The following is a 26,791-nucleotide window of genomic DNA, read 5'->3' as shown; positions in this document are numbered from 1 at the left end:
GCGCCCGTATTGTCAGACTTCTTCTTCCAGGATCAGCTTCCATCCTGTGACGTCGTTCCAGTAAACCTGCTCGCGTTCAAGATCGAGCTGAACCAGGTTGTTCTGAGCAAAATAGCCCGCCGGAAAAATCAGCGTCCAGTGGCCATCATCGCATTTCAGGGTTAACGCATCCGGACGTGTAGTCGCCTGGCGCTGATTATTCAGCAGGGTACCCAGGCGCAGCAGGAAAATCAGCGGCACAAACTGCTTTTTCTTGAACAGCGTGACGCGCGGCAGCTCATCCAGCTTCACCGCTTTACGATGGAATCTGACCAGCGCCGCCAGTAGCATCTGCTGATCCTGATTAAAGCCCGGCAGGTTGGTATTTTGCAGGATGTAAGCTGAATGGCGCTGCAGACCGCTGTGATTGATGGTCAGGCCGACTTCGTGCAGCATCGCCGCCCATTTCAGCAGTGCAGCCAGTTGCGGATTCGCCAGTTTCGGGTTCTGCTCGCTCCACTGCAGATAAAGCTGCTCGGTGGTTTCAAGCACGCGTCGCGCCTGATCGCTGTCGATGGCGTAATGGTTAGCCAGACTTTGTGCCGTACGGCTGCGAATATCCTGATGACGGAAACGGCCTTCCATCTCATAGAGCACGCCTTCACGCAGCGCACCGTCAGAAAGACGCAGCTCGCGAATCGCCAGCGCATCAAAGACGCCACACAGAATCGCCAGTCCTGGCACAAACACGCCTTTGCGCTCCTCTGACAGGCCCGGCAGGCTCAGTGCAGAGAAGGATTTGTGTTTCATCACTTCGTCATAGAGCTTTTCGAGGCGCTCTGGCGTAATCAGCTTCTCTTTCTCATCCATCGCCTGCAGCACTTCGCAGGCGGCTTTGATGGTACCGGAGGCGCCCAGTGCATATTGCCAGCCATGCAGACGATACTGCCACGCCAGCGTTTCCAGCTTCTGCGCAGCCGCTAAGCGGGCACGACGGAAGTTTTCACGGCTGATTTCGCCTTTCGGGAAATAGAGCTGGGCGAAACTGACACAACCCATGCGCCGGCTCTCAACCAGTTGCGGTTCAAAATCCTCACCAATCACCAGCTCGGTGGAGCCGCCGCCGATGTCGATCACCAGCTTGCGACCTTTCTCCGGCTGCGTGTGTTCAACGCCCATGAAGATCAGACGCGCCTCTTCGTGGCCGGAAATCACCTCGATCGGATAGGGGATCACCTCGGCAGCGCGCTGCAGGAAGGTTTCAGCGTTAATCGCCTCGCGCAGGGTATGGGTGCCGACAATCGTCACGTTGCTGGGACTGAATCCCTGCAGACGCTCGGCGAACAGGGCCAGACAGGCTAAGCCCCGCTCCATCGCTTCTTCAGTGAGGTTGTGTTGAGCATCCAGCCCGTCAGCCAGATGGACGCGCTGCTTAAGGCGGCCCAGTACCTGCATCGCACCATCGACAACCCGCGCAATCACCATATGGAAACTGTTCGAGCCCAGGTCAATCGCCGCAAACTCCTGGGGTTTTGGCGTACTTTTATGAGAAATTGGCATAGGATTTATTCAGGTTGTTCCAGTTTCTTGATGTAATCATAGATGGCCAGCTGCGAGCGCACTTTACGGCGATTGCCACGCTGGACGTAATGGTTACTCAACTCTTTATCGACGATGCGGGCTTTTACCGTATCACTCAACTGAATAGCAATAATGTCGAGTATGCGCTGCCGGATGTGGGGATCGAGGATCGCCACTGCCACTTCGATACGGTAATCAATATTACGTGTCATCCAGTCAGCGGAGGAGAGGAACACCTTCTTATCGCCGCCATTCTCAAAAATATAGACGCGATCGTGTTCCAGATAACGGTCAACAATACTGATGACACGAATATTTTCACTGATCCCGGGCAAGTCAGGGATCAATGAGCACATGCCGCGCACCAGAAGATTGACCTTCACCCCTACGCTGGAGGCTGTATAAAGCCGATCAACCAGACCTTTGTCCACCAGATTGTTGATTTTCAGAGTAATGCCGCAGGGCTTCTTCTGCTGGGCGTTGGCGATTTCGGTGTCGATCAGTTCATACAGCATCCGGCGCGAGTTCTGCGGTGACACCATGAGGTGATCGAACGTCACAGGCCGGTAAGGATTCTCAATAAAGTTGAACACCCGGCGCACTTCATTGGTGATGCGCGCATCCGCGGTCAGCAACGAGTAGTCGGTATAGAGGCGCGCGGTTTTCTCGTTGAAGTTGCCGGTACCGATATGTGCATAGCGCACAATCTCTTCGCCTTCGCGGCGCGAGATCAGGAACAGCTTGGCGTGGATCTTCAGGCCAGGCGCAGAGAAAATCACATGCACGCCCGCTTCGGTCAGGCGTTTGGCCCAGTAGATGTTGGCTTCTTCATCAAAGCGCGCCTGCAACTCCACCACCACCGTGACTTTTTTACCGTTATAGGCGGCATGGATCATCGCATCCATGATGCGGGAGTGTTTCGCGACGCGGTAGATGTTGATTTTGATCGCCAGCACGCTGGGGTCAAACGACGCCTGACGCAGCAGCTCCAGCACATGCTCAAAGGTGTGGTACGGATAATAGAGCAGCACATCGCGATCGCGAATCGCATCGAAGCCGTTGCGGAAGCCATCAAAACCGATGTGGCGAATCTGCGGCAGCGGGCGGTTCACCAGGTTATTTTTGCCGACGTTCGGGAAGCCGATAAAGTCTTTGAAGTTATGGTAGCGGCCGCCTGGCAGGATGGAGTCCAGGTTAGAGATGGAAAGCTTGTGGCACAACAGCGACACCATCGTGTCGGGCATATCGCGCTGGTAGACAAAACGCACCGGTTCCGCCGTCAGTCGCTGCTTCAGGCTGGAGGACATCAGCTCCAGCAGGCTCGACTCCATCTCCGTGACCAGATCGTACTCGGCGTCGCGCGTCATTTTCATTGAATAGGCGTTAAGCGCGTCGTAGTCGTAGAAGCCTTTAAAAATGTCATCCAGGCAGTAACGCAGAATGTTATCCAGCAGGATCATCGGCTTACGGCGGCGCGGTGGCTCTGCCGGTAAATTGATGAAACGCGGTACTTTATCGGACGGGATCTCCAGCAGCGCATACTGAATATTGTCACCGCGAATGATCTCAACCGCCAGATAGGTGTAGTCATCTTTAAGGAATTCGGTCAGATCCGTTTCCTGAGTGATCAGGATCGGCGAGATATGCTGACGCAGTTCATGCTTGAAGTAGTGGCGCAGCCACGCCTGCTGATTGGATGAGAGCTGACGTTCGTTGATCAGGAAGATCTGGTTGCGTGCCATTTCCAGCAGCAGATCGTTATAGAGCGCGTCAAACTCCTGATCGGACTTCATCACCCGCTGCTGAATTTTCTTAAACAGATGGCGTGGCGTACTGGCGGAACCCTGCTCTTCACCAATCAGAATGCGGCGTTTGAGGTCGGCAAAACGCACTTTATAGAATTCGTCGAGATTATTGGAGTAGATACCCAGAAAGCGCATCCGCTCAATCAGTGGATTGCTTTTGTCTGCTGCTTCCTGCAAAACCCGTTCATTAAAGGATAACCAGCTTAATTCTTTTTCAATATAAAGCTTTACCTGACCCATTCTCACTCCATTTAGCGGTTGCAGGACTGAAGATCCAGTATCCACCAACATTATGGCGAGAGTATGGCAGCGTTGTCCAACGCCAGGAGTTGTCTTATCAATCGGCTACGGGCAACATAGCGGCTTATTTCAGGCTGCCACCGGAACCGCATGAGCGCAAACCACATTCCTGTCCAATTCAGCGATCGTAAGCGTCGTGCCGTTGATCGTCTGACGCGGCGGCTGGTCACCTGCTGTGGCGTGGCGATCCTGCTGTTGATGCTGCTGCTGTTCTGCTGGCTGATTGGCGTGGTCTTGCCGCTGTTTAATGCGCCTGGCCTGCAAATTGCGGCCAGCCAGCAACTCTGGGATCGTGCGCCAGCCTTAGCGATGGGCAATCAGGGCAATACCGGCTGGCGTATCAGCGCGCGCGGTGCGGCCCGTTTTATTCCGCTGGATGGTCAGCCTGCAGAACCGGCGCTGGCGCTGACGCCCGCGCCCGATGACGCCGTTCAGAGTGCCGATGGGCAGACGTTGCTGCTGAATATGCAGGGCGCACTGACGCTGATGCAGCCCACAACCGACCAGCAGTGGCGTTTCCCGCTGGGCGACAAACCTTTTCATCTGCCTGATGGTGCCGTGACAAAGATGGCGCTGGCGACGCGCCATGCGGGTCAGTGGCGCATTGCCGCACTGACAGAGGCGGGACTGCGGGTGCTGACGCTGGGTACCGATCGTCAGGCCTCGGTTATCCCGTTGCCACAAGGTCAGCTGGATTTGCTGGCGCTCTCACCATCCGGCGATCTGCTCTATACCACCGAAGGCAATCTGCTGCGGGTCTGGCAACTTGATGATGATCGGGCACTGTTGCGCGAAACGCACACTCTGCCGACGCCGCCAAAAAGTCTGCATCTGCTGGTGGGTGGCCGAAGCCTCCTGATTCAGGATCACAGCGGCGTGACGCAGTGGTTTGCTATCGCCAGCGATCAAGGGCCGCGACTGCAGCGCATCCGGACCTTTGACCATAGCGACGGCGAGACGATTCTGGTGACGGAATCACAACGTCGCGTGTTTGCGACGCTCAGTAAACAGGGGATGCTGCGTCTCTTCGCAAGCAAGCAAAACGGTCCGATACTGCAGCGTCAGCTGGAACCTGGCATTGTACAGGCGCAGTTTTCCCCTCGTGGCGACAGCCTGCTGATTGAGCGACCGGGAAGCTGGCAGACGCTGCGACTCGATAATCCGTGGCCGGACGTCACCTGGCGCAATTTCTGGCAAAAAATCTGGTATGAAAACTACCCCGGACCCGACTGGGTCTGGCAATCGACCGCGGCCGGTGACAGCTATCAGGCTAAGTTCAGCCTGATGCCGATGGTGATGGGAACGCTGAAAGCGGCCAGTTTAGCGCTGCTGTTTGCCACCCCGTTGGCGCTGGCTGCGGCGATGTACACCGCGTGGTTTATGGCACCAGGCCTGCGACGCTGGGTTAAACCGGCCATTGAGATGATGGGCGCGCTGCCGAGCGTCGTGGTGGGGCTGATTGCCGGGATCTGGCTCGCGCCGCATATTGGTCAGGCGCTGGTGGGCGTGCTGCTGCTGCCGCTGACGCTGGCGGGTTCGCTGCTGCTGTGCGGGGTGTTCAGCGCACGATTACCACCGCGCTGGCGTCAGCCCGGCCGTGAGGTGCTGATTCTGCTGCCGCTGTTGCTGCTGGTCACGCTGCTGACACTGTGGCTGCCCACGCTGTTGATACCGGATGCGGGCGACTGGCTGCCGCATTACGAGCAGCGCAATCTGCTGGTGGCTGCGCTGGCGATGGGCTTTGCGCTGGTGCCGCTGATTTTCACCCTCTCTGAAGATGCGCTGTTCAGTGTGCCCGCGGCGCTGGGGCAGGGCTCGCTGGCACTGGGCGCGACGCCGTGGCAGACCCTGACCCGCGTCGTGCTGCCGGGTGCGTCCGCCGGTATTTTTGCCGCTCTGATGATTGGTCTGGGACGCGCCGTAGGAGAAACCATGATTTTGCTGATGGCGACCGGCAACACGCCGCAAAGTGAAGGTGGCCTGTTCAGCGGGCTGCGCGCGCTCTCCGCCAATATCGCCATTGAGATGCCGGAAGCGGCGGCAGGCAGTGCCCACTATCGTGTGCTGTTTCTCAGCGCCCTGATGCTGTTACTGTTTACGCTGGTGATTAACACGGTTGCCGAGCTGATCCGTCAGCGACTGCGTCAGCGCTACAGCCAGCACGAGGAGCAGGCATGAAGGCGATGCGACAGAATGACCGCTGGCGCTGGTTAACCGCCGGTGCCGTCGCCGTCTGTCTGCTGGCCTTTACGCTGCTGATCGGGCTGCTGGCCTGGCAGGGCGTTCGCGCTTTCTGGCCGCAGCGCGTTGACCTTTATACGTTCAGTCAGCCTGAAGGCGGCGAAACACGTCTGCTGGGCGAAACCCTGGAACATCAGCGGCGTTTTCCGGCTCCGGCCGATGAGCAGGGCAACCGCGGCGGCCAGGTGAACCGCTATCTGATCAAAACCGGTAACCGTGACTGGGACGCACCCGATTTCCGCGTCGTCTACAGCCGCGCGGCTGCGAAGGTCAGCCAGCCAGCAGATGTCATGGTGCTGCAACGCCGCAGCCACGGCCAGGCTTATGGCTGGTTTGTCGGCCTGCGTGAAGATAATGAAGAGTTAACGGCGCAGGATCCCGATGCACTGCTGCATCAGCGGCTCGCACAGGTGCAGATGCTGGTGCGGCAGGCCAACCAGATCCGCCGGGTTGATATGGCGCGCATCAACAGCCAGCGTGAGCAGCTTGATGAGCAGGCGGCCACAAACCGTGCTGCCGGGCGCTTTGATCTGCAGGCAGAATCGGAATATCAGGCCAATCAGGCGGCCTTACAGCGGCGCTTTAATCAGCTGAGTGAGACTCTGGCTTCTCTGCAACTGCAGAGTCAGCGCGATCTGTTAATCCTGCGGGATGTGCAGGGCACCGAACATGCGATTCCGCTGACCGAAATCGTCGACAGCTGGAAGCCGAATGCGATGACGCTGACCGGCAAAACCGGGCATTTTCTGCATCAGCTGTGGCGCTTCGTCAGTGACACACCCGCCGAGGGTGAAAGTGAATCCGGGGCGTTTCCGGCGATCTTTGGCACCGTGCTGATGGTGCTTCTGATGTCGGTGGTGGTGATGCCGCTGGGCGTCATCGCCGCCATCTGGCTGCACGAATATGCCGGACGCAATGCGCTGACCAGACTGGTGCGTATCGCGGTAGTCAATCTGGCGGGCGTTCCCTCAATCGTGTATGGCGTGTTTGGTCTGGGCTTCTTTGTCTGGCTGGTGGGTGGCACCATTGACCAGCTCTTCTTCGCCAGCGCACTGCCCAGTCCTACCTTTGGCACGCCGGGTTTGCTGTGGGCATCGCTGACCCTGGCGTTACTGACGCTGCCGGTGGTGATCGTGGCGACCGAAGAGGGTTTATCCCGTATTCCCAACAGCCTGCGGCAGGGCTCGCTGGCGCTGGGCGCGACCCAGGCGGAAACGCTGTGGAACGTGGTGCTGCCGATGGCGGTGCCCGCCATGCTGACCGGCCTGATTCTGGCGGTGGCGCGTGCTGCAGGTGAGACCGCGCCGCTGATGCTGGTTGGCGTAGTAAAAATGGTGCCGGAACTGCCGGTCGACGCGGTGTTCCCTTATCTGCATCTGGATCGCAAGTTTATGCATCTGGGCTTCCAGATTTACGATCTGGCGTTTCAGAGTCCGAATATTGAAGCTGACCGGCCGCTGGTGTTCGCCACCGCGCTGCTGCTGGTGCTGATTATTCTGTCGCTTAATCTGCTGGCGATGGGCCTGCGTCACCGTCTGCGTGAACGCTATCGCCTTATGACTCAATAACAGGCTATGACTATGACGTCCGACACGGATATCGCGCTGACCGTTAACCATCTGTCGCTGTGGTATGGCGAGCGCCAGGCGCTGCAGGATATTTCTCTGCAGGTGCCGAAAAACAGGATTACCGCGCTGATTGGCCCGTCGGGCTGTGGCAAATCGACGCTGCTGCGCTGTTTTAATCGCATGAATGACGTGATTGATCACTGCCGGGTAGAGGGTGATGTGCTGCTGGGTTCGCTGCCGATTCTGCGGCCTGAGCAGGATCTCTCCGCGCTGCGCCGTCGGGTCGGCATGGTGTTCCAGCGGCCCAATCCGTTTCCAAAATCAATCTATGAAAATGTGGTTTACGGGCTGCGTTTGCAGGGTGTACGCGATCGGCGAGTGCTTAATGAAGCCTGTGAACGTGCGCTGCGCGCGGCCGCGCTGTGGAGTGAGGTCAAAGATCAGCTGTCACAGAATGCGCTGACGCTCTCGACCGGACAGCAGCAGCGGCTGGTGATTGCCCGCGCCATCGCGATTGAGCCGGAAGTACTGCTGCTGGATGAGCCGACCTCCGCGCTGGACCCCATCTCCACGCTGGTGATTGAAGAGTTGATGACCACGCTGAAGCAGCATTTCACGCTGGTGCTGGTGACGCATAACATGCAGCAGGCGTCGCGCGTGTCAGATTACACCGCGTTTATGCATCAGGGCGCGTTAGTGGAGTTTGATGAGACCGACCGGATTTTCACCGCGCCGAAGCAGCGACGGACTGAAGATTACATTACGGGACGCTACGGCTGAGCCAGCATCGGGAGCAGAACAGGTTTTTGTGTCAGGCGGCTCATATGCTTAAAGCGATGGGAGCCTATGCCCGTAGTAAAGCATCGCGGGCCATGGATGGCCCGCGCTGAGCTGCCATGGATGGCATTTTTTGCGTCTTTACGGAGGGCATAGGCTCCCTGAGCCTTTACTCTGCCAGTACTTCATAAGAAGCCCTGGCTTCCGGTGCATCAGTCGTTAGCATAGCCCTGCGGTGGCAGCGGTTCGCCATCCAGCCAGGCTTTGCCGTCACGCATCAATAGCCGACCCTCAACAAACCAGCCGATCACCAGCGGATAGATCGCGTGTTCCTGATGCTGCACCCGCTCGGTAATCTCCGCTTCACTGTCGCCAGGAAAGACCGGAACTTTGGCCTGCAGGATCACCGGACCGCCATCCAGTTCGTCCGTCACGAAATGTACGGAAGTGCCATGTTCGCTGTCGCCATTTTCCAGCGCCTGACGATGGGTATGCAGACCCGGATATTTCGGCAGGAGGGAAGGATGGATATTCAGCAGGCGATCGTGAAAATGCGCCACGAAAGCGCTGCTGAGAATGCGCATATAACCGGCCAGCACGATCAAATCCGGACGGTAGGCTTCGATTTCAGCAATGAGCCGACGATCAAAGGCTTCACGGTCAGCGAAGTCGCTGGCGGCAAGCGCGTGGGCGGGAATCCCCGCCTCCTGCGCCCGCGTCAGGCCATAAGCGGCGGCACGGTTGCTGAACACGGCAGCGACGCTGCCGTGAATCCGCCCGCTTTCACAGGCGTCAAGGATGGACTGAAGGTTACTTCCGTTGCCGGAAATCAGTACAACCAGCTTCTTCATCCGTTGATGACCACACGCTCTTCGGCATCAGACGCTTTAATCACGCCGAGCTTCCAGGCTTTCTCGCCTGCGGCCTGCATCAGCGCAATCGCTTTGTCCGCATCAGCCGGGCTGAGAGCAATGATCATGCCGACGCCGCAGTTAAAGGTACGGTACATCTCGAAACGGCTGACGTTGCCCGCCTGCTGTAACCAGCTGAAGACCGCCGGCCACTGCCAGCTCTTCTCGTCGATGACGGCCTGGGTATTGTCAGGCAGCACGCGCGGAATATTCTCCCAGAAGCCGCCGCCGGTCAGGTGTGCGATAGCGTGCACATCGACCTGCTCAATCAGGCTCAGGATATTTTTCACGTAGATGCGGGTCGGTTCCAGCAGATGATCGGCCAGCGGTTTGCCTTCCAGCTGTTCAGCCAGCGGATCGGTGTTGCTGACTTCCAGAATCTTGCGCACCAGTGAATAGCCGTTGGAGTGCGGGCCGCTGGAGCCGAGGGCGATCAGCACGTCGCCATCCTGCACCTTGCTGCCATCAATAATTTCTGACTTTTCCACCACGCCGACACAGAAACCGGCTACGTCGTAATCTTCGCCGTGATACATGCCTGGCATCTCAGCGGTTTCACCGCCTACCAGCGCACAACCCGACTGCAGACAACCTTCGGCGATGCCGGTGATCACCGCAGAGGCGGTATCCACATCCAGTTTGCCGGTGGCGTAGTAGTCGAGGAAGAAGAGCGGCTCAGCGCCCTGAACCACCAGGTCGTTAACGCACATCGCGACCAGGTCAACGCCAATGGCATCGTGACGTTTGAGATCCATCGCCAGACGCAGCTTGGTGCCAACGCCATCGGTGCCGGAGACCAGCACAGGTTCACGGTATTTTTGCGGCAGCGCGCAAAGCGCACCAAAACCGCCCAGTCCACCCATCACTTCCGGGCGACGCGTCTTTTTCACTACGCCTTTAATACGGTCAACCAGAGCGTTACCAGCATCAATATCAACACCGGCGTCTTTGTAACTGAGAGAGGTTTTGTCGGTCACTGCGAGGTCCCCACGCGAGTTGCGGTTGGTGGTTTAAAATAAAGCGCGGCAATTCTATCAGTGCAGGCAAACGTTTGCGAGTCCGGCATTGCGCATCGGGCGATTTTCATTAATCCTCTATTTGTCCCGGTAAATCCCGCGGCTTTGCGCAAGAGCAGGTGGCGCAGAGCGCAAAAGGCGGTATAATCCCGCGATTTTTTTTAGCTCAACTCATTCCGGGAGAACACCAATGAAGATCGTGGAAGTCAGACACCCGCTGGTCAAACATAAACTGGGCCTGATGCGTGAGCATGATATCAGTACAAAGCGTTTTCGCGAGCTGGCCTCTGAAGTGGGCAGCCTGCTGACCTACGAAGCGACCGCCGATCTGGAAACAGAGCGCGTCACCATTGAGGGCTGGAACGGCCCGGTAGAGATCGATCAGATCAAAGGCAAAAAAATCACGGTGGTCCCGATCCTGCGTGCCGGCCTGGGCATGATGGAAGGGGTGCTGGAGCACGTTCCCAGCGCACGTATCAGCGTGGTCGGTGTTTACCGTGATGAAGAGACTCTGGAGCCGGTTCCCTATTTCCAGAAGCTGGTCTCTAACATCGAAGAGCGCCTGGCGCTGGTGGTCGACCCGATGCTGGCGACCGGTGGCTCCATGATTGCTACTATCGACCTGCTGAAGAAAGCGGGCTGCACCAGCATCAAAGTACTGGTTCTGGTTGCCGCACCAGAAGGGATTGCCGCGCTGGAGAAAGCGCATCCTGACGTTGAGCTTTATACTGCGTCAGTGGATCAGGGACTGAACGAAAAGGGTTACATCATTCCCGGGCTCGGCGATGCCGGGGACAAGATTTTCGGAACCAAATAAATCGCACAGCCGACCAGAGAGTCGGCTTTTTTTTGGCAAAAAAACGCCCCGAATGGATTCGTTCTGCCGCAAGGCGCACCTGCTGCTGTGCCAGAGGCGCGAATCCCCGGGGATAAAAAAACATAAGGGGATAAATGATGACTCGTCGCGCCATTGGCGTCAGTGAACGACCGCCGTTACTGCAAACCATTCCACTCAGCCTGCAACACCTGTTCGCCATGTTTGGTGCCACGGTACTGGTTCCGATTCTGTTCCACATCAACCCGGCGACGGTGCTGTTATTTAACGGCGTCGGCACACTGATTTATCTCTTTATCTGTAAAGGCAAAATTCCTGCCTACCTTGGTTCAAGCTTTGCCTTTATCTCGCCGGTGCTGCTGTTGCTGCCGCTGGGTTACGAGGTTGCGCTGGGCGGATTTATCCTGTGCGGTGTGCTGTTCTGCATCGTTGCGCTGATTGTGAAACGCGCCGGAACCGGCTGGCTCGACGTGATGTTTCCGCCTGCGGCGATGGGCGCCATTGTCGCCGTCATCGGTCTGGAGCTGGCGGGTGTCGCCGCGAATATGGCCGGCCTGCTGCCCGCTGAAGGCAGTGCGCCCGACAGTAAAACCGTGCTGATTTCGCTGGTCACGCTGGGCGTCACGGTCTTCGGTTCGGTGCTGTTCCGTGGCTTCCTGGCGATCATCCCGATTCTGGTGGGCGTGGTGGCGGGGTATCTGCTCTCCGCGTTTATGGGCATCGTTGACTGGAGCGGCGTAGTCAAAGCCCCGTGGTTTGCGCTGCCAACCTTCTATACGCCGCGCTTTGAGTGGGTGGCGATGCTGACGATTCTGCCTGCGGCGCTGGTGGTCATTGCTGAGCATATCGGTCATCTGGTGGTCACCGCCAACATCGTGAAAAAAGATCTGATTCGCGATCCTGGCCTGCATCGTTCGATGTTTGCCAACGGCTTATCCACCGTGATCTCCGGCTTCTTTGGCTCCACGCCCAATACCACCTACGGCGAAAACATTGGTGTGATGGCAATTACCCGCGTCTACAGTACCTGGGTGATTGGCGGCGCGGCGATTCTGGCGATCCTGCTCTCCTGCGTCGGCAAACTGGCGGCGGTGATCCAGGCGATCCCGGTTCCGGTCATGGGCGGCGTATCGCTGCTGCTGTATGGCGTGATTGGCGCATCCGGTATCCGCGTGTTGATCGAATCCAAAGTGGATTACAACAAAGCGCAGAACCTGATCCTTACCTCGGTGATCCTGATCATCGGCGTCAGTGGTGCGAAGGTGCATATCGGTGCGGCGGAGCTGAAAGGCATGGCGCTGGCGACGATCGTGGGTGTCGGCCTGGCGCTGATCTTCCGGGTGATTTCGTGGCTCAGACCGGAAGAAGTGGTGCTGGAGGCTGAAGAACCGCGCGAGCATTGATCGCAGCGAGCCTGAGAGGATCCGGGGCAGGGACGCCCCATTCATCTCTTTCTGAAAACTGTGTTAGACTTCCCCCGATTTTTTGCTTGTTCTCTTGCTGAGGTGCTTCTGAACACGCCGGCACAATTGTCATTGCCACTCTATTTACCTGACGATGAAACCTTCTCCAGCTTCTGGCCGGGGGAAAACCCGTCGCTGATTGCCGCCCTAAAAGGCGCTCTTAATCAACAACATGGCAGCTATCTCTACTTCTGGTCACGCGAAGGCGGTGGGCGGAGCCATCTGCTGCACGCCGCTTGCGCCGAAATGTCAGCGCGCAGCGAAGCGGTCGGTTACGTTCCGCTGGATAAACGCACCTGGTTTGTGCCGGAAGTACTGGAAGGGATGGAGCAGCTGTCACTGGTCTGCATCGATAATATCGAATGCATTGCAGGCGAGCCGGAGTGGGAAATGGCGATCTTCGATCTCTATAACCGTATTCTGGAAACCGGCAATACGCGCCTGTTTATCACCGGCGATCGTCCGCCACGCCAGCTCAATCTGCAGCTGCCCGATCTCGCCTCGCGGCTGGACTGGGGACAGATCTATCGACTGCAACCGCTCTCCGATGAAGACAAATTGCAGGCGCTGCAACTGCGTGCCGGATTACGTGGATTTGAGCTGCCGGAAGATGTGGGTCGCTTCCTGCTGAAGCGACTGGATCGTGAAATGCGTACGCTGTTTGATACGCTGGATCGGCTTGATCGCGCCTCGATCAGCGCGCAGCGAAAACTCACCATTCCCTTTGTTAAAGAGACGCTCGGCCTTTAAAGAATGTCGAGCACCGCTTCAGGCGGACGTCCGATCCGCGCCCTGTCGCCGTTGATCACAATCGGCCTTTCAATCAGCACCGGATTTTCTACCAGCGCATCCAGCAGCGCACTTTCGCCTTTGTCGCCGAGCGCCAGCTCACTGTAGATCGCCTCTTTCGTCCGCATTAACTCTCCTGCGCTCTGCATCCCCAGTTTCTTTAACAGGATTTGCAGCGTCTCGCGATCGGGTGGCGTCTGCAGATAGAGCACCACTTCTGGCTCAATGCCGCGGGCGTTCAGCAGCGCCAGCGTTTCGCGGCTCTTGCTGCAGCGCGGGTTGTGATAAATCGTCACCATCTCAGACTCTCCTTTTATTCTCTCTTCACGCCGCGCTGGCAGCGTGAGTGCTTAGCCTTTCTGATACTGCTTAAAGCGCTGTTGTAACTGGCGCAGCTGATCGATACGCGCATCGTAGCGTGCCTGTTTCAGGCTGCCGAGGGGCACCTGTGCGCTGGCGTTGCTCAGTGTGGTGATCGCCTGATCAAGCTGGCCATTCAGCGCCAGACTCTCTGCCCGCGCCGATAACTCTTCATCATGCAATCCCTGCTGCGCAGAGGCCTGAGCCAGTAAATCCCAGCCGTTGGGGTCGTCTTTATTATCCCAGGTATAGCGGTTCAGAATACGGCTGGCGCTGGCATACTGTTTCGCTTCCACGTAGGCATTCGCCAGGTTGAGCTGCACCACCGGGCTGTTTTTGGCACCGGTGGCGGCGGTGAGCAGGGCGATAGCCTGTTGTGGCTGATTCAGGCCGATATCAATGTCCGACATGATGTCCAGGAACCAGACATTATTAGGCTGCTTTGCCAGCAGCGGCGTGACAATGCGCTTCGCATCGGCATAACTCTTCGCCTGCAAAAACTGTATCGCTTTGCCATATTGTGACGCCAGCTGCTCACGGGAATTGCCGCTGGCATACTGGCTCAGCAGTTCGTCGGTAAGCTGATTACGGCCCGTGGAGTACATGCCCAGCGACCGGACTTTGGCGAAATAGAAGTCCTGAGTCGATTGCACCACCACCGGCCGCATCTGGTTGGCGCGGTTACGGGCATCCGCCAGACGGCTGTCGGGCAGGGGATGCGTCAGCAGGATTTCAGGCGGCTTCGAGGAGAAGCGGCTCTGATCGGCCAGCTTCTGCAGAAAGTTTGGCATCGCCTGTGGGTCAAATCCTGAGCGCTGCAGCACCTGAATCCCGATGCGGTCGGCTTCCTGCTCATTGCCCTGGGTAAAGCTGATAATCCCCTGCTGCGTGCCCGCCAGGGTGCCGGTCAGTGCGGCCATGCCAGCCTGCGGACTCGCCATCGCCAGCAGAATAGAGCCCAGCGCGCCGACCCAGGTCAGCGGCGCATTGCGCTTCTGATCTTCCATGGCGCGCGCCAGATGGCGCTGGGTGACGTGTGAGATTTCATGCGCCATGACGGAGGCCAGCTGGCTTTCATTGTCGGTAAAGCGGAACAGCGCCGAGTGCAGCACCACGTTGCCACCGAAAAAGGCAAAGGCATTAAGCTCATCATTCTGGATCAGAAAGAAGTGGAACGGGGTTTTCACCGAATCGGCGTGCGACACCAGCCGCTGTCCCAGCTGATTAATGTACTGATTGAGCAGCGGATCGTTGATCAGCGGCGCACTGGCGCGCAGCTGGCGCACATAAAAATCGCCCATCTGCAGTTCCTGATTAATCGACAGCGTCGAACCGGCCGTGGTGCCAATATCGGGAAGTGAATCACTGACATCGGCCCTGGCAGGTGTCAGAGTGGTGAAAATGAGCGTCGGAAGGAGCGCGGCGATCAGCGTTTTCTTTAACCGGTTCAACATGCCTTAATCCTGTAGAGAGGCCCTGAAAATGGACAGGTGCGCAGCGGGAATGTTCCATTTTTCGCAGATAACGACGGTTCGTGACTATCTTAACCAGAGCACCAAAAGAATGAAATGTCGTTTTCTCGCAGACTCCCGGCGCGATTTGTGCAAGATTGCCGATTATGAAGAAAAAAATTGAACATCCTGCAACTTAAACGGTGGTTAAACGAGTAAAGGCTGGCGCGTTGTCGCCGGGGGCGCAGGCACTTAAGTTGCCGCTTAGCTCTTTATTGCGGTAATGCTCCGGCGGATTAAAGCAGAATATGCTGCCAGACACCTGACGCAGTTCACGTTCTTTTTATAAAGTTATGTAAATTCACTCAAAAAAACTGAATATGGCACGAGTTTTTCCAGGTCTACTCTGAAAAAACTCTGCGCGCTAAGCCGCTAAACGTCTCTCCGTCATCGAAAATATAAATCGTCTCTGCCGCTTTACCCTTCCTGATTCCAGATTATCCTGGCTGTTATTTTTTCCGGCTACGTTCATTCACAAAGAGAACGGGCGAAATAGTCAGGTCCATTCCCGGTAAGAGGTTTTTTTTCGCATGATGAAACTTTTCGATTAATTCCTGCCATGAATAATTTCAGCGGTTATCAGCCGCGCGTTGACCCGGATTTACAGAAGCGAGAATTATATCGGCGCTGTGGTATAGATAGCCGACCTGATTCAGTCCTGAATCTGCCAGACATTATTTGCCGGAGAGAAGTGTTATGCGTTCAGTTGTTTCATACGCGTTAATCGCCATTATTGGCGGCGTCGTTGGCGCGGCTGTCACACAGAGTGGCGATATTTACGACAAAGTGACACGTCATTTTGCCACCGAGCCACAGGAAGCCCCAGGATTCTGGAGCACACCGGCGATTGAAGGGTACGGAAAAATTCATTACGAGCCTGATGCCGCGTTTAAACCGGTCGCGGGCCTGAGCAACAAAATTGTTTTCCAGATCACCCGAAGTGACGGCGCGATGACCGCACCGAATCTGGGACTGGAGCGTGTGGCGCGCGTGGTGAATTTATATATCGCCTCTGGCGTGCCGGCCGACCAGCTGAAGTTCGTGGTTTCGGTCACCGGTGACGCGACGCCAGCTATGCTGGATAACGCCCATTTCAAAAAGTTTTATGGCATTGAAAATCCAAACCTGAAGCTGATTAATGAGCTGAATCAGGCGGGGGTGAAAGTCTCGGTCTGCGATCAGTCCGTGGCATTCCATCACTATCCGAATAACTGGATTGATAAATCAGTCATCCATGCACTTTCAAGTCCGACCACCGTATCCACCCTGCAAAATCAGGGCTACGCGTGGCTGGCAATGTAATTGATGTTTTAAACGACCGGGAGAAGAATTAATGCGTCCAGCAGCTTTAGTAGTGATGGCAGCCGTAGCAGGATTTATCGGGGGCAATGTTTTACAGTTGCCGGAATTATTCGATAAGGTCAGCGGCAAAATGGCAGATAATAAATCCGAGCCGGCTGATTTCTGGAGTACGCCAGCAATCGAAGGTTACGGCAAAATACATTATGTCGATACGCCTGCATTTAAACCCGGCACGACAGCGGGTCTGAGTAATAAAATTGTTTTCCAGATTAACCACAATGACGGCGATATTCGTAAGCCGAATCTGGGTCTGGAGCGCGTTGCGCGTGTCACCAACCTCTATTATGCGGCGGGTGTACCTCTCGACCAGCTGAAATTTGTGGTGTCGATTAACGGCGACGCCGTTTCATCAGCCCTGAATAATGACCAGTTCAGCAAAGCCTACGGCGTCGATAACCCGAACCTGAAGCTAATCAGCGAGCTGAAAAAAGCGGGCGTTCAGGTCACTATCTGCGATCAGTCTGTAGCGTTTCATCAGCTCGATCGTAACTGGATCGACCCGATGGTCACCCACACCATCTCCAGCGGCACCACCGTTGCCACCCTGGAAAACAGCGGTTACGCCTTCCTGATGCTTTAATTTCCCCCACAGCGGCGTCACTGCCGCTGTCACCTGCCAGTCAAATTGCTGTGATACGCCTGTCATATAACGCCGCTAGTTTACGTCGCAATGAGATCGATCTCATTCACGATAAACGAGGCCGTCATGACCGATTTAATCAGCGTAGCCAGACTGGCTGGGGTCTCCCGCGCAACCGCTGCGCGTGCTTTTTCTGATCCTCACCTGCTGAAACCTGGCACGCTGCAAAAGGTGCTTGCCGCCTCCGAAAAGATGGGCTTTCGCCCGAATCATATTGCCCGTCAACTCCGCACTCAGCACTCCACCACGCTTGGCGTTCTGCTGCCTTCACTGCTCAATCCGGTTTTTGCCCTGCAGCTGCAGGCGATGGAGCAGCAGGCCCGACAGGCAGGCTATGCGCTGCTGGTCGCGACCAGTGATTATCAGGCGGAGCGGGAAGCGGCCATAGTCGAACATATGCTGCACCAGCGTGTCGCCGGTCTGGTTCTGACGGTAGCAGACGCCGACAGCAGTGCGCTGCTGCCGACGCTGTCGGCGGCGAAGATGCCTTTTGTGCTGACCCACAACGTGCCGCAACAGCATGAATGGCCCGCGCTGTGCGTCGACAATCGCAAAGCGATGGCGGAAGCGACCGCCCATCTCATCGCTCTCGGCCACCGCCACATCGTTATGGCCGCTGGCCCGATGCAGCAATCTGACCGTGCCCGTCTGCGCTATCTCGGCTACTGCCAGGCCATGCAGCAGGCGGGTCTCCAGCCGCAGGCGATGATTGAGATGCCCAGCCATATCCACTCCGATTTCAGACCGCTGCTGCCGCTGATGAATGCCTCTTCGCCGCTGACGGCGGTGATTTGCAGTAACGATCTGCTGGCTATCAGCCTGCTGGGTGCCGCAGCGCGCGCTGGCGTCAGCGTACCCCACCAGCTCTCCGTCATCGGTTTCGACGGCATTGAGCTGGGCGAACAGCTTTCACCGTCACTGGCGAGCGTGGTTCAGCCGATTGCGCTGATGGGCACGCGCGCCATTGATCTGCTTTTGAATCCGGGCGGCAAAACCCACCTGCTGGCCCATCACTTACGGCTCGGGGAGAGTATCGCCCCGGCATTTCATAGTTCTATTTCAGGGAAACATCATGTCACTCACCGTTAATATCAGACAGATCGCCAGCGCTGCACTGCTGGCCGGATGCGCGCTCACCAGTTCGTGGGCGCAGGCGGCGGAAAATGCGATCTGCTACAACTGTCCGCCAGAGTGGGCCGACTGGGCCACACAGCTCCAGGCGATCGAAAAAGCCACCGGCATTCATGTGCCGCAGGACAATAAAAATTCGGGTCAGGCGCTGGCGCAGCTGGTCGCCGAGAAAAACAATCCGGTCGCCGATGTGGTCTATTACGGCGTTAGCTTCGGCATTCAGGCCGTCAGCGCCGACGTGGTCAGCGCTTACAAACCGGCTAACTGGGATCAGATCCCGGCTGGCATGAAGGATCCGAATGGCAAATGGGTGGCGCTGCACTCCGGCACCATGGGCTTTATGGTCAATGTTGATGCCTTAGGTGGCGCGCCAGTGCCACGCTCCTGGGATGATCTGCTGAAGCCGGAATATAAAGGCATGGTGGGCTATCTCGATCCGGCCAGCGCCTTTGTGGGCTATGTTGCGGCGGTCGCGGTGAATCAGGCCAAAGGCGGCAGCCTGCATGACTTCACCCCGGCGATTAACTGGTTCAAAGCGCTGCAACGTAACCAGCCGATTGTGCCTAAGCAGACCGCCTATGCGCGGCTGATTTCGGGCGAAATCCCGATTCTGATCGACTACGACTTCAACGCCTATCGTGCCCGCTACAAAGATCACGCCAACGTCGAGTTTGTGATCCCGAGCGAGGGAACGGTCACGGTGCCATACGTCATCAGTCTGGTGAAGAACGCGCCGCATCCGGCCAACGGTAAGAAGGTGATTGATTTTGTGCTGTCAGATGCCGGTCAGGCGATCTGGGCCAATGCCTGGCTGCGTCCGGTGCGGGCTGGCGCAATGTCAGCCGAAGCGAAAAAATATTTCCTGCCTGACAGCGATTATGCGCGTGCCCACACGGTCGATTATCAGCAGATGGCCGATGCGCAGAAGGGCTTCTCTGCCCGCTATCTGAGTGAGATTCGCTGATGTCACTCTCAGCTATCAAGCCGTTTGCCTCTGGCGGATCGGCTCGCCACCGGCTCCGGCCGCTGGGGGCCAACTGGCCGTGGATGCTGTTGCCTGCGCTGCTCTTCTTCGCGGCCTTCTGGCTGCTGCCGTTTGCCCGCCTGTTGCAGATCGGTATGACAGAGGATCGCACCACGCACCACAGCGGCTACTGGACGGTGATCAGCCAGCCGCAGTATCTGCAAAGCCTGCTGAATACCGTGCTGCTCTCGGCGGCGGTGACGCTGGTGACGCTGCTGATTGCTGCGGTAGTAGGCTGCTTTCTGGCGCGGCAGCGCTTTCCCGGACGAGGCACGCTGCTGGCGCTGCTGACCTTTCCGCTGGCCTTTCCGGGTGTGGTGGTGGGATTTCTGATGGTGATGCTGGCGGGGCGTCAGGGTGTGCTGGCACAACTCAGCCTCAGCCTGTTTCATGAACGCTGGGTCTTCGCCTATTCGCTCAGCGGCTTATTTATTGGCTATCTCTACTTTTCGCTGCCGCGCGCCATCGTGACGCTGGTGGCGGCCAGTGAGAAGCTGGATCGCTCGCTGGAAGAGGCGGCCCGTTCACTGGGGGCCAGCCAGTGGCGCATCATAATGGACGTCATTATACCCGGGCTGAAACCGGCGCTGCTTTCCTGTGGCGCGCTCTGTTTCGCCACCAGCATGGGCGCGTTTGGCACCGCTTTCACCCTTGGCACCGAACTCGCCGTGCTGCCGCTGACCATTTATGGCGAATTCACCAATTACGCCAACTTTGCCACTGCGGCGGCACTCTCGGTGGTGATGGGGGCGGTGGCCTGGCTGGCGCTGATGCTGGCTAATGGGCTTGCTGCACGCCGCAAGGAGCGATCATCATGAAGCGCCGGGGCCTGTTCTGGCTGCAGGTGGCGATCACCAGTCTCACCGCGCTGTTTATGATCGCGCCGGTCGTGCTCTCAATGCTGGCGGGCGTGACGCAGAACTACTTCGCGGGTTTGCGCAGCGGCCTGACGCTGAAGTGGGTGGAACAGGTGTGGCAGATGTATGCCGACACTTTCTGGCTGTCGCTGCTGATCGCGCTGAGTTGTCTGGCGGTAACGGTGATTGCTGGTGTGCCCGCCGCATGGGGCTTACTGAAGTCACCGTCACGCTGGGCCTCACGCATTGAAGAGTGCCTGATGCTGCCGGTGGCGTTGCCGGGCCTTGCCACCGCGCTGGGCATCATTCTGCTTTATGGTCAGTTCAGCGCGTTGCGCGACAGCTGGCTATTCATCCTGATCGGCCAGGTGCTCTTTACGCTGCCCTTTATGATCCGGCCGGTGCTGTCGGTGATGCAGGCGATTGATCTGCCGCGCCTCGAAGAGGCCGCCGCCAGCCTGGGCGCGGGCTTCTGGCATCGCTTCTTTACTGTGGTTGTCCCGAACTGCCGCAACGGCATTCTGGCGGGTGCGTTTATGGTGATCACTCTTTCAGTGGGGGAGTTCAACATTACCTGGATGCTGCATACGCCACTGACTAAAACCCTGCCAGTCGGGCTGGCCGACAGCTACACCTCGATGCGGCTGGAAGTCGGATCCGCCTACACCCTGATTTTTATCATGATGATTTTGCCGCTGCTGCTGTTGCTCAACGCCTGTAATCACTGGCTGGAACGGCAAACGTCGCGGCAGCAGAAAGAGGAAACCGTATGAAAGAGGCCGTCAATGTGACACTGCGCCACTGCTCGCGTCGCTTCAATCAGCAGGTCGCGCTGCATCCGCTCGATCTGCGGGTCCACGCCGGAGAAACGCTGGTGCTGCTGGGGCCGTCGGGCTGCGGAAAAACCACGCTGCTGCGTATCATCAGCGGTCTGGAAAGCAGCGATGCACCGGGCGAGATCTGGTTTGATCAGCGGAATGTCACCGCGCTGCCGATTGAGAAACGTAATGTCGGCATGGTGTTCCAGAACTACGCCTTGTTCCCGACGCTCAACGTGGCGCAGAACGTTGCCTATGGCCTGAAGGTGCAGGGCGTGCCGCGTGCCGAGCGTGAGGCGCGCGTCGCGGAGATGCTGGCGCTGGTTGATCTGACCCATCTGGCACATCGCACGATTGATAAGTTATCCGGCGGGCAGAAGCAGCGGGTGGCGCTGGCACGTGCGCTGGCCGCCCGGCCTAAAGTGCTGCTGTTTGATGAGCCGCTGGCGGCGCTTGACGCCAGGCTGCGCGACAGATTGCGACTTGAGATCGGCGCGCTGCTCAAGCGGCTGGCGATCACCGCCGTTTACGTCACGCACGATCAGCAGGAGGCGATGGCGCTGGGCGATCGCATCGCGGTGATGGAGCAGGGCCGTCTGGTGCAGCTCGATACGCCGCAGGGCATCTATCAGCGCCCGGCCTCCCGCTTTGTGGCTGATTTTGTCGGCGCCATTAACTGCATTGCGCACGATCCCACGGGTCAGCCCCTGCGTTTTTGCCGCCCGGAAGATGTGCTACTCGCCGACGACACCCGTTATCCGCAGCGCGGCGTGGTGGTCGGCAGCACGTTTCTCGGCGCCTCGCAGCGCTTACTGATCGATATCGGGCTGGATAGCCCCATTCAGGTTGAACGTCATGCCCGCGAAATCTGGCAGGCGGGGCAGCGCATCAGCTGGTCGCTGACCAGTCAGGCCGCGCTGGAATTCAGTTGCTAAGGAGGCTGTTGTGTCTGTTCAACCCACGGTGATCGCGCAAATCAGCGATCTGCATATCAAGGCCAATGGCCGCCTTTCTTACAAACAGGTCGATACCCATGCGGCGTTACTGCAGGTGATCGACACCCTTAACGCGCTGCAGCCACGACCCGATGCGGTGGTGATTACCGGCGACCTGGTCGATTTTGGCAGGCCGGAAGAGTATCAGACGCTGCGCGAAGCCCTGCAGCGCCTGCAACTGCCGTTATATCTGATGGCAGGCAATCACGACGACCGCGAGGCGCTACGTGCGGCCTTCCCGGATCATGCCTATCTGCAGGCGGGGCCGCCCCTGAACTGGCAGCTCAGCGTGGGCGGCGTCAGGCTGCTGGCGCTGGACTCCAGCGTGCCGCAACAACCGTGGGGGGAGCTGGACGAACAACAGCTGCAATGGCTGGATCAGGCACTGAGCGCGGCCGCCGATCAGCCCACGCTGGTGATGCTGCATCATCCTCCTTTTGTTTGTGGCATTGCGCATATGGATCGGCAACGGCTGCGTCAGCCGGAGGCCCTTGAGGCGATCGTTGCCCGTCATCCGCAGGTTGAGCGGGTGCTGTGTGGCCATCTGCATCGCAGCCTGCAGACCCGCTTTGCCGGTACCCTGGCCTGCGTCGCACCGGGCGTGTCGCATCAGGTGGCGCTGGATCTGCATCCCGAGGGACCGGCTCACTTTATTCTGGAACCGCCGGGCTTTCTGCTGCACTGCTGGCAACCTGGGCAGGGAATGGTCACGCATCAGTGTGCAATTGGTCACTTTTCAGGCCCCTGGCCCTTTTACGACAGCCAGGGATTAATCGATTAGTGCCAGCCAAATCTGTATTAAGCGGGGTGAAATTTGTCTTAGTGCTGCTCAAAAATGCCGACACAGTGTAGACTTAAGCCCGGATATCAGGGCCTCTGGCACACATAAAAATATAATCAGGCATTTACGACATGACATTCATCTCCGGGGCGGCGACGCCATGCTAAAGCTCTTTCGGCCCAAGGCCGATTTGCGCAATCTGATCGCCCTGCTGGTGATTGTCAGCATTGTTATCACGCTCGCGAATACGCTTTACGCTACCTGGCGGGTTCAGCGCCAGGTGCTGATCGATTCCACACTGGAGGCGAACCGGGCCTATGCCGCCAAGCTCGCCTCAACCAGTGAAATTTTCTTTCAGCTGGCACAGTCGCAACTGCACTACAGCGCCAACCAGCTCAGCCGTGACTTTACTAATGCGGGGCTGCTGGAAAGTGAAGTTAGCCGCCTGCGTGAGCAGACCACCAGTTTCAACTCAGTCGCGATAGTGGATGCGCAGGGCGTAATCAAAGCGATCTCGCCCGAATCCCTGACGCTGAAAGGGATGCACCTCACCAGTGATGCCTCGCGGGAGGCGATCACGCTGCGACAGCCGATCATCAGTAAACCCACGCTTTCTGCCGCCAATAATCTGCTGGTGTTTGTATCCTGGCCAGTCTGGAGCCCCGAGGGTGATTACCTGGGCTATATCGGCGGCACTATCTATCTGAAGAAAAAAAGCATTCTGAATGCGCTGCTGGGTGAGCAGTTCTACCGGGATGGCACCACGGTCTACGTGCTCGACAGCAATAATGAGGTGCTGTATCACCAGAATCGTCAGCTGATTGGCAAAACGCTGCCCGCCCTCGTCAGTCCGCGTGATGATCAGACTAATGGCTCGCTGATGATGGCCGGTCCGGGCAATACGACTCAGCTGGCTGGCTTTGCGGTGGTGCCGACCACCGGCTGGACGGTGGTGGCGCTGAAGCCGATTAACGTCACGCTGGATCCGCTGTCGGGTCTGTTAATGAAGGTCCTGAAAAACTCGGTGCCGTTTGCGCTGCTGACCCTGCTGGTGGCTGTGGTGCTGGCGCGCCTGATTGCCCGGCCACTTTTCCAGCTGGCCCGTAAAGCCAGCCGGATGGATGCGCAGGGCGTTTCAAAAGAGATTGGCGGCATCACCGCCTGGTATTTTGAGGCGGCGCAGGTTAAGCGCGCGCTGCTCACCGGGATTGGTCTGGTGCAGGACAAAATCGGCCGCCTTAACTCGGAAGCGCAGACCGATCCGCTGACCCAGTTGCTGAACCGCCGCGGTCTTAATGCCGTGCTGGAGTATTACCGTACGGTGCGCCAGCCTTTCTCGGTACTGGCGCTGGATATCGATCACTTCAAAAACGTCAACGACAGCTGGGGCCACGACGTGGGCGACCGGGTGATTCAGCAGGTGGCGAGCACACTGCGTGCCAGTGCCCGTCAGTCTGATGTCGTCTGCCGCAATGGCGGAGAGGAATTCCTGATGCTGTTGCCGGGAACGGCACTGGATGAGGCGCAGATTATTGCAGAGCGCGTGCGGCTCGGCATTGCCGAAGCCTGGCTCACCGACGTGGGGCGAATTACCCTCTCTATCGGCGTCGCGGCCTGGAACGGGTCGCAGGATGCCGGACTGGAAAGCAGCTTAAAACAGGCCGATGCGGCACTCTATGAGGCGAAAAATGCCGGGCGTAACTGCGTTATTGTTGCTGCAGCTTAATCGCCTGAACTCTGGATGTTTCGTAATGGCAGGGTAAAGATGTGCTGGGAAGGGGAGTTAAGCAGGGCGCGGCGATCAGGCTACCGCGCCCCTCAACATCAGGCTGACTTAATGTAATCCAGCACCATGTCGTGGTGATTCGAGGTCTTAAAGTTATCAAACACTTTTTCGATCTTGCCTTCAGCATCCACCAGGAAGCTGATGCGATGAATACCGTCATAGGTTTTCCCCATAAACGTTTTTTCACCCCAGACGCCAAACGCCTGGCAGACTTCATGATTTTCATCTGACAGCAGCGTAAAGTTCAGCAGTTCTTTTTCGACAAACTTTGACAGCTTTTCTGGTTTGTCGGTGCTGATACCCAGCACTTCCACACCCGCTTTCGTCAACTCATCCATGTTGTCACGCAGACCGCACGCCTGCACGGTGCAGCCTGGTGTCATCGCCTTCGGGTAGAAGTACACCAGAACGCGCTGTCCCTGGAAGTCGGTCAGATTCACGTGTTCGCCGTCCTGGTCTGGCAGGCTAAATGCGGGTGCAGTATCTCCGGCTTTCAGTGGATTCATCACATCTCTCCATTTTCTTATTCAGGCTGTGGGTAATACACCATTTGGCCAGAAACGGCCAGAGGCAGGATTACCATCAGGGGTATTTCACCACATAGCCGCGCACGCGTCAGTTATGTGGAGAAATAACTCCGGTTTATGGACCAAAGCTTAGCGTACTGCGGTGACAGATTCGCTGCTGTCGGCGTCTGACACACTGTAGAGACGCAGCGTCCCCTGCGCATTCAGCTCCTGACACAGGGTATTAAATGCCTGCTCAAACGTCGTGCCACTGGTTCGCGTCGGACTGTGGGCGGTCATTTGAATATAGAGCGTTGGCGGCAAATCGTGTTGCGCAGGTGTGATGCGCGACACCAGTTCGGCCACATTCATCTGATGCTTATCGATGAGATCGGTGAAGCGCTCAATAATATGTGGCGAATCGGCGACTTCAACCTGAATGAACGCCGTGTCCGGCATTGGCGGACGGAGCCGGGCGTTGGTGCGCTTCATGACGATCAGCAGTTCCAGCTCTGCCCCTTTCAGTGGCAGGGTCGATTCAATCAGTGTGATCGCGTTCCAGCTGCCCGACAGCAGCATAATAAAGGTGAACTCATCCCCGAGCATGGCAAGACGGCTATCTTCGATATTGCAACCGCAGCTGCTGACGTGTCGGGTAATGGTATTGACGATACCCGGACGGTCAACACCGAGCGCGGTGATCACCAGATGATGGGGCTGAGATTGCGGCAAAATGGCTTTTCCTCTGCTTTCGCTAATAACCATAAGGTAAACATAAAAAAAACTGCTGACAAGCGCGGGAATGGCGTGGCTTGCTTGCTTTTCCCTAAGTGTAAAACGTACCATGAAGCACTTGTTTGTCGAGGGGATCGCCAATGTTTACGGGAAGTATTGTTGCACTCGTTACGCCAATGGATGACAGCGGTAATGTCTGCCGGTCGAGTCTGAAAAAACTGATTGATTATCACGTCGCCAGCGGCACCGCGGCGATCGTTTCCGTCGGCACCACAGGCGAATCTGCAACCCTGAGCCATGAAGAACATGGTGATGTGGTGATGCTGACCCTGGAACTGGCCGATGGCCGAATTCCGGTAATTGCCGGAACCGGTGCAAACGCTACCGCTGAAGGCATCTCTCTGACGAAGCGTTTTGAAAATTCCGGCGTAGTGGGTTGCCTGACCGTGACGCCTTATTACAATCGTCCGACGCAGGAAGGGCTGTTCCAGCACTTTAAAGCGATTGCGAATAGCACCAGCCTGCCACAGATGCTGTATAACGTTCCCTCGCGTACCGGTTGTGACATGCTGCCGGAAACCGTTGCCCGCCTGGCCGAAATCAAAAATATTATCGGAATCAAAGAGGCAACCGGGAACTTATCGCGGGTTAGTCAGATCCAAGAGCTGGTTAATGAAGATTTCATTCTGGTGAGTGGCGATGACGCGACTGCGCTGGACTTTATGCAACTGGGCGGTAAAGGCGTCATTTCGGTGACCGCAAACGTCGCTGCGCGCGAAATGGTCGAACTGTGTCAACTTGCACAGCAGGGCAATTTCGTCGAGGCACGCCGCCTGAATCAGCGTCTGATGCATCTGCACCAGACGCTTTTCTGTGAACCCAATCCTATCCCGGTGAAATGGGCTGCGAAACAGCTAGGATTAATCGCTAACGACACGCTGCGTCTGCCAATGACGCCACTGACTGCAGCCGGCCAGCCGAAAGTGGAGCAGGCGCTGGTGAAAGCGGGTTTGCGATAAT

At 57.3% G+C, this 26,791-nt stretch carries 24 protein-coding genes; 16 read left to right on the top strand and 8 right to left on the bottom strand.

All coding sequences use genetic code 11. From position 1 onward, the window contains the following. Positions 1 to 12: 12 nt before the first annotated feature. Together ppx and ppk1 are read right to left on the bottom strand one after the other, a co-directional pair. On the bottom strand, positions 13 to 1,539 hold the full coding sequence (gene ppx, locus ACN1CO_RS10110; RefSeq protein WP_419138818.1) for an exopolyphosphatase: 1,527 nt from the start codon (positions 1,537 to 1,539) through the stop codon (positions 13 to 15). 5 nt (positions 1,540 to 1,544) lie between these two features. Further along, positions 1,545 to 3,605, bottom strand: coding sequence for a polyphosphate kinase 1 (gene ppk1 / locus ACN1CO_RS10105; protein WP_419138817.1), 2,061 nt, complete (start codon positions 3,603 to 3,605; stop codon positions 1,545 to 1,547). A 150-nt stretch (positions 3,606 to 3,755) separates the two neighbouring features. On the opposite strand from ppk1, the gene ACN1CO_RS10100 reads away from it, so the two are divergent. From ACN1CO_RS10100 to pstB, 3 genes are read left to right on the top strand one after another with little or no spacing between them, the layout of a single operon-like run. Continuing rightward, positions 3,756 to 5,843 carry an ABC transporter permease subunit gene (locus ACN1CO_RS10100; RefSeq protein WP_419138816.1) on the top strand — a complete coding sequence of 696 codons (2,088 nt, stop codon included), beginning with the start codon at positions 3,756 to 3,758 and terminating at the stop codon, positions 5,841 to 5,843. After that, positions 5,840 to 7,474, top strand: a complete 1,635-nt coding sequence (gene pstA, locus ACN1CO_RS10095) for a phosphate ABC transporter permease PstA (protein WP_419138815.1) — start codon at positions 5,840 to 5,842, stop codon at positions 7,472 to 7,474. Before ACN1CO_RS10100 ends, pstA begins: the two co-directional genes overlap by 4 nt. Positions 7,475 to 7,486: 12 nt before the next feature. Continuing rightward, positions 7,487 to 8,254 (top strand): phosphate ABC transporter ATP-binding protein PstB, encoded by a 768-nt coding sequence (gene pstB, locus ACN1CO_RS10090; RefSeq protein ID WP_419138814.1) that lies wholly within the window; start codon positions 7,487 to 7,489, stop codon positions 8,252 to 8,254. A gap of 209 nt (positions 8,255 to 8,463) precedes the next feature. On the opposite strand, the gene purN is transcribed toward pstB, so the two are convergent. Next, a complete protein-coding gene (gene purN, locus ACN1CO_RS10085; protein ID WP_419138813.1) occupies positions 8,464 to 9,102 on the bottom strand; it encodes a phosphoribosylglycinamide formyltransferase in 639 nt (212 codons plus the stop codon). Then, positions 9,099 to 10,139, bottom strand: coding sequence for a phosphoribosylformylglycinamidine cyclo-ligase (gene purM / locus ACN1CO_RS10080; protein ID WP_033783865.1), 1,041 nt, complete (start codon positions 10,137 to 10,139; stop codon positions 9,099 to 9,101). Before purM ends, purN begins: the two co-directional genes overlap by 4 nt. Before the next feature lie 229 nt (positions 10,140 to 10,368). Between purM and upp the strand changes: the two genes are divergently transcribed. The 3 genes from upp to hda all read left to right on the top strand — a co-directional run bounded on the left by upp (position 10,369) and on the right by hda (position 13,226). Next, entirely contained in the window at positions 10,369 to 10,995 is a 627-nt protein-coding gene (gene upp, locus ACN1CO_RS10075) for a uracil phosphoribosyltransferase (RefSeq protein ID WP_009088774.1), read from the top strand. A 137-nt stretch (positions 10,996 to 11,132) separates the two neighbouring features. Further along, a complete protein-coding gene (gene uraA / locus ACN1CO_RS10070) occupies positions 11,133 to 12,416 on the top strand; it encodes a uracil permease (RefSeq protein WP_179897003.1) in 1,284 nt (427 codons plus the stop codon). Positions 12,417 to 12,524: 108 nt separating this feature from the next. Further along, entirely contained in the window at positions 12,525 to 13,226 is a 702-nt protein-coding gene (gene hda / locus ACN1CO_RS10065) for a DnaA inactivator Hda (protein ID WP_195719715.1), read from the top strand. On the opposite strand, the gene arsC is transcribed toward hda, so the two are convergent. Then, complete coding sequence (gene arsC / locus ACN1CO_RS10060) at positions 13,223 to 13,564, bottom strand: arsenate reductase (glutaredoxin) (RefSeq protein WP_419138812.1); 342 nt, start codon at positions 13,562 to 13,564, stop codon at positions 13,223 to 13,225. The genes hda and arsC overlap by 4 nt on opposite strands. Before the next feature lie 51 nt (positions 13,565 to 13,615). After that, a complete protein-coding gene (locus ACN1CO_RS10055; RefSeq protein ID WP_419138811.1) occupies positions 13,616 to 15,079 on the bottom strand; it encodes a M48 family metalloprotease in 1,464 nt (487 codons plus the stop codon). A 753-nt stretch (positions 15,080 to 15,832) separates the two neighbouring features. Here ACN1CO_RS10055 and ACN1CO_RS10050 point away from each other — a divergent pair. The 9 genes from ACN1CO_RS10050 to ACN1CO_RS10010 all read left to right on the top strand — a co-directional run bounded on the left by ACN1CO_RS10050 (position 15,833) and on the right by ACN1CO_RS10010 (position 24,470). Next, complete coding sequence (locus ACN1CO_RS10050) at positions 15,833 to 16,438, top strand: DsrE family protein (protein WP_283547337.1); 606 nt, start codon at positions 15,833 to 15,835, stop codon at positions 16,436 to 16,438. 31 nt (positions 16,439 to 16,469) lie between these two features. Continuing rightward, positions 16,470 to 17,078: a DsrE family protein gene (locus ACN1CO_RS10045; protein ID WP_033733500.1), complete on the top strand. Its 609-nt coding sequence runs from the start codon at positions 16,470 to 16,472 to the stop codon at positions 17,076 to 17,078. Positions 17,079 to 17,204: 126 nt separating this feature from the next. Then, positions 17,205 to 18,227, top strand: coding sequence for a LacI family DNA-binding transcriptional regulator (locus tag ACN1CO_RS10040; RefSeq protein ID WP_419138810.1), 1,023 nt, complete (start codon positions 17,205 to 17,207; stop codon positions 18,225 to 18,227). Continuing rightward, positions 18,211 to 19,233 (top strand): ABC transporter substrate-binding protein, encoded by a 1,023-nt coding sequence (locus ACN1CO_RS10035; protein ID WP_419138809.1) that lies wholly within the window; start codon positions 18,211 to 18,213, stop codon positions 19,231 to 19,233. Before ACN1CO_RS10040 ends, ACN1CO_RS10035 begins: the two co-directional genes overlap by 17 nt. Continuing rightward, positions 19,233 to 20,111 (top strand): ABC transporter permease, encoded by an 879-nt coding sequence (locus tag ACN1CO_RS10030; RefSeq protein WP_419138808.1) that lies wholly within the window; start codon positions 19,233 to 19,235, stop codon positions 20,109 to 20,111. Before ACN1CO_RS10035 ends, ACN1CO_RS10030 begins: the two co-directional genes overlap by 1 nt. Further along, complete coding sequence (locus ACN1CO_RS10025) at positions 20,108 to 20,923, top strand: ABC transporter permease (protein WP_419138807.1); 816 nt, start codon at positions 20,108 to 20,110, stop codon at positions 20,921 to 20,923. The genes ACN1CO_RS10030 and ACN1CO_RS10025 overlap by 4 nt, the downstream gene beginning before the upstream one ends. After that, on the top strand, positions 20,920 to 21,903 hold the full coding sequence (locus ACN1CO_RS10020; protein ID WP_419138806.1) for an ABC transporter ATP-binding protein: 984 nt from the start codon (positions 20,920 to 20,922) through the stop codon (positions 21,901 to 21,903). Before ACN1CO_RS10025 ends, ACN1CO_RS10020 begins: the two co-directional genes overlap by 4 nt. Before the next feature lie 10 nt (positions 21,904 to 21,913). Then, positions 21,914 to 22,744: a phosphodiesterase gene (locus ACN1CO_RS10015; RefSeq protein WP_419138805.1), complete on the top strand. Its 831-nt coding sequence runs from the start codon at positions 21,914 to 21,916 to the stop codon at positions 22,742 to 22,744. Positions 22,745 to 22,904: 160 nt separating this feature from the next. Then, positions 22,905 to 24,470 (top strand): sensor domain-containing diguanylate cyclase, encoded by a 1,566-nt coding sequence (locus tag ACN1CO_RS10010; RefSeq protein ID WP_419138804.1) that lies wholly within the window; start codon positions 22,905 to 22,907, stop codon positions 24,468 to 24,470. 98 nt (positions 24,471 to 24,568) lie between these two features. Here the strand turns inward: ACN1CO_RS10010 and bcp are convergent, their stop codons facing one another. Both bcp and ACN1CO_RS10000 read right to left on the bottom strand, forming a co-directional pair. Continuing rightward, positions 24,569 to 25,036 (bottom strand): thioredoxin-dependent thiol peroxidase, encoded by a 468-nt coding sequence (gene bcp, locus ACN1CO_RS10005; protein WP_419138803.1) that lies wholly within the window; start codon positions 25,034 to 25,036, stop codon positions 24,569 to 24,571. 150 nt (positions 25,037 to 25,186) lie between these two features. After that, positions 25,187 to 25,768: a glycine cleavage system transcriptional repressor gene (locus ACN1CO_RS10000; protein WP_419138802.1), complete on the bottom strand. Its 582-nt coding sequence runs from the start codon at positions 25,766 to 25,768 to the stop codon at positions 25,187 to 25,189. A 143-nt stretch (positions 25,769 to 25,911) separates the two neighbouring features. Between ACN1CO_RS10000 and dapA the strand changes: the two genes are divergently transcribed. Continuing rightward, a complete protein-coding gene (gene dapA / locus ACN1CO_RS09995) occupies positions 25,912 to 26,790 on the top strand; it encodes a 4-hydroxy-tetrahydrodipicolinate synthase (protein ID WP_010260008.1) in 879 nt (292 codons plus the stop codon). Position 26,791 lies beyond the last annotated feature (1 nt).

The organism is Pantoea sp. R13S299 (genome assembly GCF_048515925.1).
GTDB lineage: Bacteria > Pseudomonadota > Gammaproteobacteria > Enterobacterales > Enterobacteriaceae > Pantoea.
The sequence above is the reverse complement of the archived record's forward strand: the minus strand, read 5'-3'. Positions and strand labels throughout refer to the sequence as shown.